We start from the raw sequence: 16,128 nt of genomic DNA, 5'->3' as shown, positions 1-16,128 counted from the left end.
AATGAAAAAAATAAAAATATTCGGGAGCGCGAATGAATCTTGTAGAACTTAATAAAATGAAAATCAGCGAGCTGACCAAGCTTGCTAAAGATAACAATATTAAAGGGATCGGCGGTCTAAAAAAACAGGAATTGATTTTTGCCCTGCTCCAGGCCAATATTGAAAAAAGCGGCCAGGTATATGGAGAGGGAACCCTTGAAATTCTTCCGGATGGATTCGGTTTTCTCAGGGCACCCGGCTATAATTATCTGCCCGGCCCGGATGACATTTATGTATCTCCTTCCCAGATCCGGCGCTTTAATTTGAGAACCGGGGATACCATCTCCGGCCAGGTGAGGCAACCCAAAGATTCAGAACGGTATTTTGCCCTGCTCAAAGTGGAGGCCGTCAACTTTCAGAGCCCGGAAGTGGCGGCTGAAACGATTTTGTTTGACAACCTGCTGCCGCTTTATCCGGATCGAAAGATGAATCTGGAGGCGGAATCCGACAACTATTCCATGCGGATCATCGATCTGATGTCACCCATCGGTTTTGGACAAAGAGGGTTGATTGTTTCGCCCCCTAAAGCCGGAAAAACCATGCTGCTCCAGAACATTGCCAATTCTATGATCAAATCCCATAAAAGCATTGTACCCATGATTCTGCTGATTGACGAACGCCCCGAAGAGGTCACGGACATGACCCGGTCAGTGGATGCGGAAGTGATCAGTTCCACGTTTGACGAGCCGGCGGAGCGGCATGTGCAGGTGGCGGAGATGGTCATTGAAAAAGCCAAGCGGATCGTGGAACAGGGCCATGATGTGGTGATTCTTCTGGATTCCATCACCCGGCTGGCCCGGGCCTACAATGCGGTGATGCCGCCGTCCGGAAAAATTTTGTCCGGTGGTGTGGATTCCAATGCCCTGGACCGGCCCAAACGGTTTTTCGGGGCCGCCCGGAATATCGAGGACGGCGGGAGCCTGACCATTATCGCCACAGCCCTGGTGGAAACCGGCAGCCGCATGGATGAGGTGATCTTTGAAGAGTTCAAGGGCACCGGCAACATGGAGCTGGCACTGGACAGAAAACTGGCGGATAAGCGCGTGTTCCCGGCCATTGACATCAACCGGTCCGGCACACGGAAAGAGGAACTGCTCCTGGATCCCATGACTTTGAACCGGGTCTGGATTTTGAGAAAATTGTTGTCCAGTTTAAATTCTGTGGACAGTATGCAGTTTTTACTTGAAAAAATGCAGGGAACAAAGGATAATAAAGAGTTTCTTGAATTGATGAATTCATGAACATAAATTTTTTATGAATCAGCTGCCGGATTGAAAAGGCAGATGCACCAAGGAGTGATAGGAAAAAATGAAAAAAGACATTCATCCCAAATATGCAAGAACGACCGCTACCTGTGCATGCGGTGCCACCTTTGATGTGGGTTCCACCCGTGAGGCCATCAAGGTGGAAATTTGTTCACAGTGTCATCCGTTTTTTACCGGAAAACAGAAACTGGTGGACTCTGCCGGCCGTATTGACCGGTTCAAAAGAAAATATGCCAACTTTGATGCAAGCAAACTGGTATAATTTTAAATCATTGACATTTTACAAAAGGGGGTCTGCTACAGACACCCCTTTTGGATTTTTGCATCATGATTGAAAAATTAAAAGGCATAGAAGAACGGTATGTCAAGCTGGAGCACCTGCTGAGTGACCCTGAGGTGATCAAAGACCAGACCAAATACCAGAAATACGTCAAGGAGCACGGAGAACTCAATCGCATTGTTCCGGTGTTCCGGACCTATGAACAGGTTCAGTCTCAACTGGAAGAAGCCCAGGATCTGTTGAAAGATCCGGATTCTGAGATTCGCGGGATGGCCAGAGACGAGATCGTCAGTCTGGAAAAACAGGCTGAAACACTGATATCCAAACTCAATGTGCTGCTCATGCCCAGAGATCCCAGAGATGACAAAAACGTGATCCTGGAGATCCGGGCCGGCACGGGCGGAGAAGAAGCCGGTATTTTTGCCGGCGATCTTTTCAGAATGTACTCCCGGTATGCGGAAAACAAAAACTGGAACGTCGAGGTGATTGAAAAAAATGATTCCAGCGCCGGGGGATTCAAGGAGATCGTTTCTTTGATTCAGGGGAAAGGTGTGTTTGGCGCGTTCAAGTATGAAAGCGGCACCCATCGGGTGCAGCGGGTGCCGGAAACCGAAACCCAGGGCCGGATCCACACGTCTGCCGTTACCGTGGCCGTATTGCCCGAAGCCGAAGATATCGACATTGAAATCAATCCGGCAGACATCAAAGTGGATGTATTCCGGGCGTCCGGACCCGGGGGACAGTCGGTGAATACCACGGATTCCGCTGTTCGGGTCACCCATGTCCCCACGGGTGTGGTGGCCACGTGCCAGGATGAAAAATCTCAGCATAAAAACAAGGCCAAAGCTCTGGGCGTGTTGAAATCCCGAATCCTGGACGCCAGGATGAGAGAAGAAGAAGCCAAACGCGCCGCTGACCGCAAAGGCCAGGTGGGTACCGGAGACCGGAGCGGTCGTATCCGGACCTACAACTTTCCCCAGGGCCGGATGACCGATCATCGTATCGGGCTGACCCTGTATAAACTGGACAGTATCATGGAAGGTGATATCCAGGCCATTATCGATGAATTGAAAACCTTTCATCAAGCCCGGGCTTTGCAGAAAAACCACACTTTTGCATAATGGACTGGACAGTATTCAAACTGATCTCCTGGACGGAAACCTATTTTACCCGGCACCAGATCGACAGCCCCCGCCTGACTGCGGAAATTCTGCTGGGATTCTGTTTAGGTGTCCGGCGCCTGGATCTGTATCTGCAGCATGACCGGCCTTTGGAAAAACAGGAACTGACCCGGTTCAAAACATTGATTCAACGTCGGAAAAACCATGAACCGGTGGCCTATATCACCGGAGAAAAAGGATTTTTCGAGTCCAGTTTTCAGGTGGGTCCGGGTGTACTCATCCCCCGGCCGGACACTGAAACCCTGGTGACAACCGCATTGTCAGTTCTGGATGAAATTCCTCGAAATCCGCAAAAGATCCTGGAACTGGGGGTGGGCTCCGGCGCCATTGTCATCTCTCTGGCAAAGGCTCACCCGGAACATCTTTTTTTTGCCGGCGATATTTCCCGGATCGCACTGGACGCAGCCCGGAAAAACGCGGCCCGGGAAAAAGAGATCGGAACGATTCATTTTTTCAACGGATCCTGGTTTGCGCCGCTGACCACCGGTCCTTTTTTTGATGTCATTGTCTCGAACCCGCCGTATATTCCCACCGAAGATATTTTTGGCCTGGCCCCTGAAATCAGGGATCATGAACCAAGGTCAGCCCTTGACGGCGGACATGACGGGTTAACATGTATCCGTGAGTTAGTGACCCATGCCGGCGATTTTCTGGTGCCCGGGGGACAGCTTCTTCTGGAAATGGGGTTTGACCAGAAAGCCGATGTCACGGCCCTGGCAAAAGCATGCCCCCAGTTTGATCAGATAAATATTGTTCAGGATCTGGCCGGTCAAAACCGGGTGGCACAATTGAAAAAAAAATTGATTAAGTTTTTTGTTTTTGATATACATGTAAGGATTTTTATTAGAAGCGTTTAACACACACATTCATGGACCCGGAGTCCGGTGCTTTTTCATAAAGTCGATTTCCGGGGATGAAATGGATGAAGGATTTACAAAACCATTTAGATTGATTTGGAGAACCAATGGCCTACATTACCATCAGAGAATTGCTGGAAGCCGGTGTTCATTTCGGACACCAGACAAAACGCTGGAACCCCAAGATGAAAAAATATATCTTCGGGGCCAGAAACGGGATCTACATTATCGACCTTCAGCAGACCGTGAAACTGTTCAAAGAAGCCCATGATTTCATCAAAGGCATTGCCGCGGAAGGCAAGGATGTCCTGTTTGTGGGAACCAAAAAACAGGCGTCCGAAGCCCTGTATGAAGAAGCCAACCGGGCGGAGATGTTTTATGTGGAAAACCGGTGGTTGGGCGGCATGCTGACCAACTTTCAGACCATTAAGAACAATATCAACCGGTACCATTTTCTCAATTCCATTGAAAATGACGGGACCCTTGAAAATTATCCCAAAAAAGAGCAGTCAAAAATGCTCAAGGAAAAAGAGAAACTGGAATTTGCCATCGGCGGTATCAGCCATATGAAACGGCTGCCCTCCGCCATTTTCATCATTGATCCCAAAAATGAGGCCATTGCCGTCAAAGAGGGCAAACGCCTGGGCATTCCCATTGTGGCAGTCGTGGATACCAACTGCGATCCGGATGATATTGATTATGTGATCCCCGGCAATGACGATGCCATCCGTTCGATCCGGCTGTTTACCTCCCGGATTGCCGATGCCTGCATTGAAGGCCGTCAGATCTATGAAGAAAAAATGCAGGCCCAGGCCGATGGTGATCAGGAAAAAGAGATGGATAAAGGGGATCAGAAAGTGGCCATTGAAGTGGTATCAGACGGTACTGACGGCCCTGTTGTGGAAAAAATCAAACGTAAAACCACACCTGCTGAACCGGCAGAAGAATCGATTGAAACTGAATAACGACATTTTAATAGGAGCATAATAATATGGCTGAGATTTCCGCAGCAATGGTAAAAGAACTGCGCGAAGCAACCGGGTCGGGCATCATGGATTGTAAACGGGTGCTGGCCGAAGCAGACGGCAATATGGAAAAAGCGTTCGATCTGCTGCGCAAAAAAGGGCTGGCCAAAGCAGCCAAGCGGGCGGGTCGATCCACGTCAGAAGGCATAGTGTATTCTTATATTCACACCGGTGCCAAACTGGGCGTGCTGGTGGAAGTGAATTGTGAATCCGATTTTGTGGCCAAAACCGATGATTTTATCGAATTTGCCAAAAACATTGCCATGCACATCGCTGCTGCCAATCCTGCCGGACTGACACCGGAGGATGTGGATCAAAGCGTGGTGGAAAAAGAACGTGAAATTTTCAAGGCCCAGATGCTTGAAGAAGGTAAACCCGAAAACATCATTGACAAGATTGTGGACGGCAAGGTGGAAAAATTCTACAAGGAAGTCTGCCTTTTGAGTCAGCCGTATGTCAAGGACCCCCAGAAAACCATTGAAGAATTCCTCAAGGAAACCATCGGCAAGATCGGTGAAAATATCCAGATCAGACGCTTTGCACGATTCCAGATAGGAGCGTAACTGTTGAATACTCAGCCGGAATTCAAACGGATTTTAATCAAGCTGAGTGGCGAAGCCCTGATGGGAAATCAGGGCTTCGGCATCACCCCGGAAATGATTCATTATGTGGCGGAAGAAATTGCCAAAGTGGCCCGCCTGAACGTTGAAATCGGCATTGTGGTGGGCGGGGGGAACATCTTCCGAGGGGTGGCCGGCAGTTCCGCGGGTATGGATAGAAGTTCCGCCGATAATATGGGAATGCTGTCCACAGTGATTAACTCCCTGGCATTGTGTGATGCCCTGGAGAAATGTGATGTGCCCACCCGGGTTCAGTCAGCCATACGCATGGATCAGATTGCAGAACCCTTTATTCGGAGAAAGGCCATTCGACATCTTGAAAAAGGGCGGATCGTGATTTTTGCGGCAGGGACAGGCAACCCATATTTTACCACAGATACGGCGGCTGTGCTCAGAGCCCATGAAACCCGTGCACAGATTCTGTTCAAAGCCACTCAGGTGGACGGGGTATATGACAAAGACCCGGTGGCCCATGAAGATGCGGTAATGTTTGATGAATTGTCCTATATGCGGGTGATTGAAAAACAGCTCCATGTCATGGATATGACGGCCATTTCCCTGGCCATGGAGCATGACCTGCCCCTTCAGGTGTTTGATCTGCATCAATCGGATAACATTCTCAAGGCGGTGTTGGGTCAGGATATCGGCACCCGGATAAAATAGAAAGGTGACCTCATATGATCGATGAAGTGGTCGAAGAAACCAGGGACCGGATGGGAAAAACACAGAAAGCCTTTGTCAAGGAGATGGGAAAGGTTCGGACCGGCAGGGCATCCCAGTCCATGCTGGACAGTGTGAAAGTGGATTATTACGGCACCCAGACCCCGTTGCCCCAGATGGCCACGGTATCCATTCCCGAAAGTCGTTTGATAACTGTGAAGCCGTGGGATATCAGCGTGATCAATTCGGTGGAAAAAGCCATTCACAAAGCCAATCTCGGACTGACACCCTCCAATGACGGTAAATTGATCCGGATTTCCATCCCTCCTTTGACTGAGGAGCGCAGAAAGGAGATCGCCAAAAATGTGTCCAAAATATGTGAAGATTACAAGGTAGCGGTTCGCAATATCCGTCGGGATTCCAATGACATGCTCAAGGAACTTCAAAAGGACGGGGAAATTTCCGAAGATGACAGCTTCAAGGGGCAAAAACAGGTTCAGGACCTGACCGACGAGTATATCCAGCGACTGGACGATATTTTTGCTGAAAAAGAAAAGGAAATCCTTGAAATCTGAAGAAGGGCAGGTCCATGGTCTGGATTCTGCCAGATTGCCGAAACATGTGGCGGTTATCATGGACGGCAACGGCCGGTGGGCCAAAAAACGATGGTTGAACCGGGTCAAAGGCCATGAAAAAGGCTCTCAGACGGTCCGAACCATTGTTCAGTCCTGCCGGAAATTGCAGATTCCTTTTTTGACTTTATATGCATTTTCCACTGAAAACTGGGCCAGACCCCGTTCCGAAGTGTCGACGCTCATGCATCTGTTAAAACAATTTCTGGTGTCGGAGCGCAAAGAAATGATGGAAAAAGGGATCTGCCTGAACGTGCTGGGTCAGTTGGAAAAACTGCCGGAAGATGTTCAGGCTAAAGCCAGGGAAACCATGGCCGATACCTGCAACAATACACAAATGACCCTGAACCTGGCGTTAAGCTACGGCAGTCGCCAGGAGATTACCGATGCGGTTCACGCCCTGGCCAAAAAAGTGGCCACCGGTGAACTGGCACCACAAGACATCAATGAGCAAATGATATCGAATCATCTGTACACCGCCGGTATGCCGGACCCGGACCTGGTCATCCGGACCTCCGGGGAGTTCCGGCTATCCAATTTTCTGCTCTGGCAGTCCGCGTATGCGGAAATTTTCATCACGCCCACCCTGTGGCCGGATTTTACCCAGGCGGAATTTATCGATATCTTAACCCATTATCAGAAAAGGGACCGACGGTTCGGTAACGTTGAATGCAACATGCCCAGCGATGGATTACCACATTAATACTGGCGCCTTTGATCATTTGGATTCTGATCAAAGGTACCCCCATGATTTTGTCCGCCCTGGTTTCCGCCGTGGCTGTTTCTGCCATCCGGGAATATCTGCGCATTGTTTTCAGATCTGATAACCATACCGTGCCATGGATGATTTCCGGGTTTTCCTATCTGACCTGTATCTTTCTGGTGACTGCCGCCGCCTTTGCTTCGTGGCCGGCAATGATTCTTGTGTTGATCCTGAACCTGATTTTTCTGTCCGCCTTTGTCCTGTTCCGGTTCCCGGCAGGCAAAGATCTGTTTGATACCATCGCCCGGCAGGCCTTAGGGATCATGTATATTCCCTTGTCCCTGTCTTTGCTGCTGTTTGTAAGAAATATGGAGCACGGCGCGCTCTGGGTTTTCTGGCTGTTGATTGTCTGTTTCATGAATGATACCGGCGCCTTTTACACGGGCACATATTTTGGAAAACGCAAACTGGCACCCCGGATCAGCCCCAAAAAAACCCTGGAAGGATCAGCCGGCGGTATCGGTGCATCCATGACAGCCGGACTGATTTTTTCAATGCTGTTTTTTGGTTCACCCGGGCTGGCCTTATTGACACTTCCCTGTTCCTTTCTCATTGCCGTGGCCGGGCAGGTGGGAGATCTGTTTGAATCCGCTTTAAAGCGGGCGTCCTCGGTCAAGGATTCCGGCCGGATTCTGCCGGGCCATGGGGGGATGCTGGACCGCATTGACGGGTTGCTGTTCGCCATTCCCGTGCTCTACGCATATCTGCTGGCGGTGGGGATATGAAGCTTCTGTCCATTTTAGGGGCGACCGGTTCCATTGGTACGTCTGCCCTTGAAATTGTCCGCATGCATCCGGACCGGTTTCAGGTAAAGGCGTTGACCGCTGCCAATAATCTGCCGCTGTTGCGCCGCCAGATCCAGCAATTTATGCCGGAGATGGTGGCGGTGCTGGATGAGGCCAAGGCCCGGGAACTGGGTGACATGCTGCCGCCGGGTGTCCGGCCTGAGATTCTGTCCGGAGCTTCCGGATACGCGGCCGCAGCCGCCTGGGACAAGGTGGACACCGTGGTGCTGGCCATGGTGGGGGCCGCAGGGTTGAACCCGGCCCTGGCCGCCATTGAGGCTGGAAAAGACATTGCCCTGGCCAACAAGGAAACCCTGGTGATGGCCGGCGACATTGTCATGGCCAAAGCCCGGGAAAAAAACGTGACCGTGCTGCCCGTGGACAGTGAGCATTCCGCCATGTTTCAATGCATGCTGGGCAATCAGGCCAGGGACGTGAAACAGCTTTTTCTCACGGCATCCGGCGGACCTTTCAGAAATACACCCCAATCGGATTTTCCCGGCATTACCAGAGAAGATGCGTTAAACCATCCCAACTGGTCCATGGGGAACAAGATCTCCATTGATTCAGCCACACTCATGAACAAGGGGCTGGAACTCATCGAAGCCGTGCACCTGTTCGGCATTTCCCATCAAAATATTCAGGTGCTGATCCATCCCCAGAGCATTGTCCATTCCATGGTCGGATTTGCCGACGGATCGGTCATGGCCCAGATGGGGGTGCCGGACATGAAACAGGCCATCTCCTTTGCCCTGTCATTTCCGGATCGCCTGGATACCGGCCTGTCATTTCCGGATTTTGCCGCACTTGCCTCTCTGACCTTTTGCGCCCCGGATTCTGAGCGGTTTCCATCCCTGGCATTTGCCCGGGAAGCGTGCGAAAAAAAAGGGACCCTGCCTGCGGTGATGAATGCCGCCAATGAAGTGGCGGTTCAGGCATTCCTTGACCGGCGCATCCGGTTTTCCGACATTTTTACCCTTGTTTCCACCACCATGGCAGCCCATACCTGCATTGACAATCCAGATCTTTCAGGTATTATTGAGGCCGATCGCTGGGCCAGGGAAAAAGCCGGCTCCCTTATATAATTTAGAGAGGTAAACGTGGGTCATTCCGTTGTCGCATTTATTATCGTTATCGGTGTTCTGGTGTTCATCCACGAGCTGGGCCATTTTCTGGTGGCCCGGTTTTTCAAAGTAGGCGTGGATGTATTTTCTCTGGGATTCGGTCCCAAAATATTTAAAAAAATGAAAGGCCGCACCCAATATTGTATCTCTGCCGTTCCTTTAGGGGGATATGTGAAAATGGTGGGGGAAGAACCGGGTAAAGATCTGCCTTTAGAAGATGAAGCCATCTCATTTTCCCACAAACCTTTGTACCAGAAAAGCCTGATCGTGGCTGCCGGACCGGCGTTTAATTTTTTTCTGGCGATTTTTATTTTCTATGTCCTGTATCAGTTTTCCGGCATCTATCTGGCCAGACCGGTGATCGGCGAGGTCATGGACAACACCCCGGCCCAGCAGGCCGGGCTTTTGCCCGGTGATGTGATCACGAAAGTCGACGGCCATGACATCCGGTCTTTTGAAGACATTTCCCGGATCGTGGGAGAATCAGACGGGCAGGTCCTGGACATCGGCGTGGACCGGGAAGGGCGGACCCTGCGGATTTCTCTGGTTCCGGAAAAACAGGAAACCGTCAATGTGTTCCAGGAACCTGTGGACCGGTACGTCATCGGCATCCGGGGCACGGGCGATGTATTTCATCAGCCGCTGAATCCGTTCCAGGCCATGGCAAGGTCCATTTCAGATACATATGGGCTGGTGAAAGTGACCATTCTGTCCGTGGGCAAGATGATCTCGGGCAGCCTGTCCGCCGACAACTTAGGAGGCCCCATCATGATCGCCCAGATGGCCGGGGAACAGGCCAAAGCCGGTGTCGTGAATTTTGTGTGGTTCATTGCATTGCTGTCGGTCAACCTGGGCATCATCAACCTGTTCCCCATCCCGGTGCTGGACGGGGGGCACCTGGTGTTTTTCGGCATCGAGGCGGTCACGGGAAAACAGGTCAGCGACAAAGTAAAAGAAAAAATGATCCAGTTCGGGGCCGCCCTTCTGGTGGCATTGATGGTGTTTGTTTTTTACAATGATATTATAAGAATTTTCAATGGTGGATAACATGACAGCCTGTATCGAGATTGCGTTGAAACAATCGCTGGGGGATGCGGAAGCATCTTCGCTTGTAAAAAAGGCGGATTCCTATTTTAAAATTCACATTGAGTCGGCCAGAACCATCCATATGCTGACCATTGAATCCGATCTGAAAACACAAGATCTGGAACGGATCCGGCAGGAGATTTTCACCAATCCCGTGACCCAGGTATCTTCATTATCCCCCCTGAAAATAGACTTTCACTGGTGCATCTGGATCGGGCTGCGGCCCGGGGTCAAGGACAATCCCGGGGCCACGGCCATTGAAGCCGTTGAAGATCTGCTGGGCCGATCATTCGGGCCGGATGAAGGGATCTATACCTCGAAGCGCTATTGCCTTTCCGGAGAATCCTTAACCCGGTCCCAGGTGGAAACCCTGGCCAAAGAGCTTTTATCCAATCCCATTATCCAGCAGTTCAAGATTTTTTCAAAATCGGACTGGCACCCTGAAACAGGGGCAAATGTCAAACCGGCCCGGGTGATTCTGGACCATACCCCCTGTTTTGATTTCATTGACATCGATTCCGACCAGACCCTGGCCCGGATCAGCGACCAGCGCAATCTGGCATTGAACCCCAGGGATATCCCTGTTATCCGGCAATATTTTCTGGATCCCGAGGTGGCAGCCCAGCGCCAGGCCGTGGGACTGTCCGGGCCCACGGATGTGGAGCTGGAATATATCTCCCAGGCCCGGAGCGACCATTGCAATCACAACACATTCAACGGGATTTTCAGGTACACCGATATTTTGACCAGGGAAGAAACCATTGAACATTCCTTGTTCAAGACCTATATCCAGCAGCCCACCCTGGCACTGAAGGAGAAAAAAGACTGGGTGGTGTCCGTGCTCTGGGACAATGCCGGCGTCGGAGCGTTTGATGAACACAACAATTATGTGATCACCGGGGAAACCCATAATTCGCCGTCCAATATGGAAGCCTATGGCGGGGCCATCACCGGCATTGTGGGCGTGTACCGGGACCCCATGGGCACGGGTCTGGGCTCCAAACTGTTCATGGGCAGTTTCGGGTTCTGCGTGGGGGATGTCAATTATGACGGGCCTTTAAAACCGCCATTGCATCCCAGACGGCTTTTGAACGGGGTGATCGAAGGGGTCAGGGACGGGGGCAACAAGAGCGGGGTGCCCACCACCTTTGGCCAGACCCTGTTTGATCCGGGATATATGGGCAAAAGCCTGGTGTTTGTCACCGCGTTGGGTATCATGCCCAAACAGGTGAAAGGCAGACCCAGTCATGAAAAGAAAACCTCACCCGGTGATTTGATCATCATGAGCGGGGGCCGGGTGGGCAAGGACGGGATCCACGGGGTCACCGCGTCTTCGGAAAGTTATTCGGAAAACACCCCGGCCGGTCATGTCCAGATCGGAGACCCCTATACCCAGAAAAAAATGCATGATTTTCTCCTGGAATGCCGGGATGAGGGGTTGATCCGGTTTATTACCGACAACGGCGGCGGCGGGCTGTCTTCGTCCATCGGCGAATCCGCCATGATTTCCAACGGGTGTGTGGTGTATCTGGACAAGGTGCCCCTCAAGTATCCGGGCCTGGACATGTGGGAGATCTGGGTGTCGGAATCCCAGGAGCGCATGACCATTGCCATCGACCCAAAAGATCTGGACCGGTTCATGTCCCTGTCCCGGCAGCATGCCGTGGAAAGCACGGTGATCGGTGAATATACCGATACCGGTAAGCTGCACATCACTTTTCAGGGAAAAACCTGTGCCTATGTGGATATGGATCTGCTGGACAAAGGGTTTCCCGCCTGGGAGTTTGACGCGGTGTGGCTGCCGCCTGCGGTCCGGGGCCTGACCGAACCGGTGATCCGCAAACCAGAAGATTTCAATGGTCTCATGACCGCCATGCTGGCCCGGCCCAATATCTGTTCCAAAGAATGGATCCTCCGCCAGTATGACCATGAGGTCCAGGGCGGATCCGTGATCAAGCCTCTGGTGGGCGTGAACCGCAACATTCCGTCGGATGCGTCCGTGACCCGGCCGGTACTTACCGGGAACAAAGGGCTGGCGTTTTCCCAGACCCTGCTGCCCTGGTATTCAAAAATCGATGCCTATCACATGATGACCTGCACCATTGACGAGGCGGTGCGACGACTCATTGCCGTGGGCGGAAGCATGGATCATCTCGGCGGGGTGGACAATTTCTGCTGGCCCGATATCGGGTATGATGAAAAAACCAATCCGGACGGCAGATTCAAGGCAGCTCAGCTGGTGCGGGCCTGCCGGGCCCTGAAAGATGCGTGCATGGCCTATGAGATCCCGCTGTTGTCCGGCAAGGATTCCATGTATGTGGACGGACACCTGGAAGGGGCGTTCGGTGAGCGCATCAAAGTATCGGCCCTGGAAACCGTGCAGTTTTCCGCCACTTCCGTGGTGGAGGACATCCTGCACTGCCAGACACTGGAACCCAAATCGGCCGGGGATTTTGTCTATGTCGCCGGCATCACGGCCGATGAACTGGGGGGTTCCGAATATTACGATCTGTTCGGCAAAATTGGTGCCAATGTGCCGCAGGTGAATTTTGGTGCCAACCGGGTGTTGTACCGGGCCGTGGAAAAAGCCATGGATCTCGAGATGCCGGCTTCGTGTCATGCCGTGGGACGGGGCGGTCTGGGGGTTCACCTGGCGCTGATGACCATGGCCGGCAGACTGGGCATGGAAATCGATCTGTCCCAGGTGCCAGCTGCGGCAAAAACCCTTTCAGACGATGCCCTGCTTTTTTCCGAATCTGCGGGCCGGTTGATTCTGACTGTTCCGCCTGACCGGAAACCGGTATTTGACAAACTCGCCAAGGGACTGCCATTCAGGTGTGTGGGGGGGGTCACAGATGCACACGACCGCCTGAAAATCACAGGGGTCCGGAACGATATCATTGTGGATCTGCCCTGTGCTGATCTGGACAAGGCATTTAACAAACTGTTTGGAGAGATGATATGACACAGGTGAAGGCACTGATTTTAACGGGTTTCGGACTGAACTGCGACCATGAAACCGCCCTGGCCTTTGAACTGGCCGGTGCCCGGCCTTATCGTGTGCATATCAATTCTCTGGTGGACGGCACCGTGAACCTGGCGGATTTTCATATTCTGGCGTTCGGCGGCGGATTCTCCTGGGGGGATGACCACGGGGCCGGGGTGATCCAGGCGGTGAAACTTAAAAACCATATCGGAAAAGACCTGCTGGGTTTTGTGGATGCGGGAAAACTGATCATCGGGATCTGCAACGGATTCCAGGCTCTGGTGAATACCGGGCTTTTGCCGGGACTGGACAAGGACTACACCCGGCGTTCCGTGGCCATCACCTACAATGACTGCGGCAATTTCAGGGACCAGTGGGTCCATCTGACCGCCAATTCCGAAAGTCCGTGTGTGTTTACCAAAGGCATGGAAAAGGCGGATTTTCCCGTGCGGCACGGGGAGGGCAAGTTCATTGCCGAACCGGATGTGCTGACAGCGCTGCAGGCCAACGGCCAGGTGGTGTTCCAATATGCCGATGCAACGGGCAGTCCCGCCGGCGGGGCGTTTCCCTTCAACCCCAACGGGTCGCTGCACGATATTGCCGGCATCTGTGATCCCACCGGAAATATTTTCGGGCTCATGCCCCATCCGGAAGCCTACAATCATGTGACCAATCATCCGGACTGGCCCCGCAGAAAACAACAGCTCAAGGGTGAAGGTCAAGCGTTCGGTGAACAAGAAACCATTGGTATCCGTTTGTTTCAAAACGGGGTGGATCACATCCGGGAAAGGTTCTTTTAAATATCATGCTGGGAACCATTGTCAATTGTGTGGCCATTATTGCGGGTGGCCTGGTGGGGCTGTTGTTTAAAAACGGCATTCCGGACCGCTACAACCAGACCGTGATGCAGGCCGTGGGCCTGGCCGTGCTTTTGGTGGGCCTGAAAACCGCCATTGTCAGTGATGATCTCCTGGTGATCATTATTTCTCTGGCCATCGGTGGCCTTGTGGGGGAATGGATCGGCATCGAAGACCGGCTGGAACGGCTGGGAAAATTGCTGGAAAAAAAGTTTTCAAAAGGCACCGGCGGATTTGCCCAGGGATTTGTCACCGCTTCTTTGATCTATTGTGTGGGTTCCATGGCCATTGTCGGATCTCTGGAAAGCGGGTTGTCCGGCAACCATGCCACCTTGTTTGCCAAATCCTGCCTGGACGGGATTGTGAGCATCATCTTAAGCTCGTCTCTGGGCATGGGGGTGCTGTTCTCTGCGGTGCCGGTGCTGCTTTACCAGGGATCCATTACTTTGCTGGCCACAGTGCTCAAACCCTTGCTGGTGCCGGCGGTGATCGCCCAGATGTCCGGGGTGGGCGGTCTGTTGATTCTGGGGATCGGTATGAACATGCTCAGAGAAAAAAAAATCAAGGTGGGGAACATGCTTCCCGCTATTTTTATTCCATTGATCTGGTTTGTGATCCAGGGATTGCCGGGAGTGGCGTAATCACCCATGTCCATGAAAGACAGCCTGCTTTATGTGTTGACCATTATCATCTGGGGCTCCACCTGGATCGGCATTAAATTCCAGCTGGGAACCGTGGACCCCATGGTGTCGGTGGTGTACCGGTTTGCCCTGTCCTCGGTGATTCTGCTGGTTTTCTGCAGGTTGCGGGGCCTGTCTTTGAAGTTTTCATTCAAGGACCATGGTTTTATGGCATTGCTGGGCCTGCTTTTATTTTCCGTGAACTACTGGCTGGTGTATGTGGCGGAAGTGTATCTCACCTCGGGCCTGGTGGCGGTGCTGTTTTCTTCGATTGTGTTTCTGAACATTGCCAACGGGGCATTGTTTCTCGGGGCCCCGGTGGAACGGAAAATGGTGGTGGGGGCTGCCGTCGGGATTGTAGGGATCGGCCTGATTTTCATGCATGAGATTGAATCCTTTGACCTGACGGACAAAAATCTGCTGGGGATCGCTTTTGGATTTTCCAGCGTGCTGCTGGCGTCTTTGGGAAACATCACATCCGCCCGAAATTCCAGAGCTGATATCCCGGTGATTCAGGCCAATGCCTTTGGCATGGGGTATGGGGCCCTGGCCCTGGCGATCCTGGCCATCAGCCTTGGCAAATCCTTTGATTTTTCCATGACCCTGCCTTATGTGGGTTCCCTGTTTTACCTGGCGGTGTTTGGTTCCATTATCGCTTTTACCAGCTATCTGACCCTGATCCGTTCTCTGGGGGCGGACAAGGCCTCTTACAGCATCATGGTGGTTCCGGTGGTGGCGCTGATTATTTCCTCTTTTGCGGAAGGCTATATCTGGAGTGTTTCCGCCATCGCCGGGCTCATCCTGGTGGTGGGCGGCAATTTTCTGGCCCTGCACCGGCCATCGCCAACGGCTTGAGCGGTATTTGTTGCTAAAAGGTCTGTGCCTCAGACCCGTGCCGGGCGGTCCCTGTGGGTCTCACCCTCTGCCGTGTTTGACAGGGAGTAAGGGCATGCTGCGCGGAACGGCAAAAACTGCGGGCAGGTATGTCCTCAGACAGTTTGCCGTTCTTGACGCTTTGCATGCCCAACTCCCTGTACCAAACGCGTCAGAATGGGATTCCGACCCCCAGGGACCGCCCGGCACTAGTCGCTGGCGACAGCGGTGAACAAAGGTCATATTTCATGCATCGGTCCTTTTTTGCATAGCGGAGCCCCTGTCGGGGGTGCCTTGCTGCCGGACTGTCGGAGCCACTCCGTGGATTCCTGTCCGGCAGCAAGGCACCCCGACAGGGGCGGCACTCTCTCGAAGCGGCTCCTCCTGCAAGGATGATCTGATAAACCCGTTGCAA

At 52.4% G+C, this 16,128-nt stretch carries 16 protein-coding genes; all 16 read left to right on the top strand.

The genetic code is table 11. The features are described from left to right. Positions 1-32 precede the first annotated feature (32 nt). The 16 genes from rho (at position 33) to DPO_RS10290 (ending at position 15,695) form a co-directional block, all read left to right on the top strand. Entirely contained in the window at positions 33-1,280 is a 1,248-nt protein-coding gene (gene rho, locus DPO_RS10365) for a transcription termination factor Rho (RefSeq protein ID WP_006965830.1), read from the top strand. Between the two features lie 67 nt (positions 1,281-1,347). After that, positions 1,348-1,566 (top strand): 50S ribosomal protein L31, encoded by a 219-nt coding sequence (gene rpmE, locus DPO_RS10360; RefSeq protein WP_006965829.1) that lies wholly within the window; start codon positions 1,348-1,350, stop codon positions 1,564-1,566. 65 nt (positions 1,567-1,631) lie between these two features. After that, a complete protein-coding gene (gene prfA / locus DPO_RS10355) occupies positions 1,632-2,705 on the top strand; it encodes a peptide chain release factor 1 (RefSeq protein WP_006965828.1) in 1,074 nt (357 codons plus the stop codon). Further along, a complete protein-coding gene (gene prmC, locus DPO_RS10350) occupies positions 2,705-3,622 on the top strand; it encodes a peptide chain release factor N(5)-glutamine methyltransferase (RefSeq protein ID WP_006965827.1) in 918 nt (305 codons plus the stop codon). Before prfA ends, prmC begins: the two co-directional genes overlap by 1 nt. A 107-nt stretch (positions 3,623-3,729) precedes the next feature. Next, positions 3,730-4,587, top strand: coding sequence for a 30S ribosomal protein S2 (gene rpsB / locus DPO_RS10345; protein ID WP_006965826.1), 858 nt, complete (start codon positions 3,730-3,732; stop codon positions 4,585-4,587). A 26-nt stretch (positions 4,588-4,613) separates the two neighbouring features. Continuing rightward, positions 4,614-5,210 (top strand): translation elongation factor Ts, encoded by a 597-nt coding sequence (gene tsf, locus DPO_RS10340; RefSeq protein WP_006965825.1) that lies wholly within the window; start codon positions 4,614-4,616, stop codon positions 5,208-5,210. A 3-nt stretch (positions 5,211-5,213) separates the two neighbouring features. After that, positions 5,214-5,930 (top strand): UMP kinase, encoded by a 717-nt coding sequence (pyrH, locus tag DPO_RS10335; RefSeq protein WP_006965824.1) that lies wholly within the window; start codon positions 5,214-5,216, stop codon positions 5,928-5,930. A 14-nt stretch (positions 5,931-5,944) separates the two neighbouring features. Then, positions 5,945-6,502 (top strand): ribosome recycling factor, encoded by a 558-nt coding sequence (gene frr, locus DPO_RS10330; protein WP_006965823.1) that lies wholly within the window; start codon positions 5,945-5,947, stop codon positions 6,500-6,502. Beyond that, entirely contained in the window at positions 6,492-7,262 is a 771-nt protein-coding gene (locus tag DPO_RS10325; RefSeq protein WP_006965820.1) for an isoprenyl transferase, read from the top strand. Before frr ends, DPO_RS10325 begins: the two co-directional genes overlap by 11 nt. After that, the gene (locus DPO_RS10320) at positions 7,229-8,047 is read left to right on the top strand and encodes a phosphatidate cytidylyltransferase (RefSeq protein WP_006965818.1); all 819 of its coding nucleotides are present in this window, start codon (positions 7,229-7,231) and stop codon (positions 8,045-8,047) included. Before DPO_RS10325 ends, DPO_RS10320 begins: the two co-directional genes overlap by 34 nt. After that, positions 8,044-9,192 (top strand): 1-deoxy-D-xylulose-5-phosphate reductoisomerase, encoded by a 1,149-nt coding sequence (locus DPO_RS10315; RefSeq protein ID WP_006965816.1) that lies wholly within the window; start codon positions 8,044-8,046, stop codon positions 9,190-9,192. The genes DPO_RS10320 and DPO_RS10315 overlap by 4 nt, the downstream gene beginning before the upstream one ends. A 15-nt stretch (positions 9,193-9,207) precedes the next feature. After that, entirely contained in the window at positions 9,208-10,278 is a 1,071-nt protein-coding gene (gene rseP, locus DPO_RS10310; RefSeq protein ID WP_006965814.1) for an RIP metalloprotease RseP, read from the top strand. A 1-nt stretch (position 10,279) separates the two neighbouring features. Then, the gene (locus DPO_RS10305) at positions 10,280-13,282 is read left to right on the top strand and encodes an AIR synthase-related protein (protein ID WP_006965812.1); all 3,003 of its coding nucleotides are present in this window, start codon (positions 10,280-10,282) and stop codon (positions 13,280-13,282) included. After that, entirely contained in the window at positions 13,279-14,103 is an 825-nt protein-coding gene (locus tag DPO_RS10300) for a phosphoribosylformylglycinamidine synthase subunit PurQ (protein ID WP_006965811.1), read from the top strand. Before DPO_RS10305 ends, DPO_RS10300 begins: the two co-directional genes overlap by 4 nt. A 5-nt stretch (positions 14,104-14,108) precedes the next feature. Then, positions 14,109-14,801 carry a DUF554 domain-containing protein gene (locus DPO_RS10295; protein ID WP_006965810.1) on the top strand — a complete coding sequence of 231 codons (693 nt, stop codon included), beginning with the start codon at positions 14,109-14,111 and terminating at the stop codon, positions 14,799-14,801. A 6-nt stretch (positions 14,802-14,807) separates the two neighbouring features. Then, positions 14,808-15,695, top strand: a complete 888-nt coding sequence (locus DPO_RS10290; RefSeq protein WP_006965809.1) for a DMT family transporter — start codon at positions 14,808-14,810, stop codon at positions 15,693-15,695. Positions 15,696-16,128: the final 433 nt, after the last annotated feature.

Origin of the sequence: Desulfotignum phosphitoxidans DSM 13687 (assembly GCF_000350545.1) — a bacterium.
Taxonomy (GTDB): domain Bacteria; phylum Desulfobacterota; class Desulfobacteria; order Desulfobacterales; family Desulfobacteraceae; genus Desulfotignum; species Desulfotignum phosphitoxidans.
Note: the sequence above shows the minus strand (reverse complement) of the source record. Positions and strands in the feature narration are given on the sequence as shown.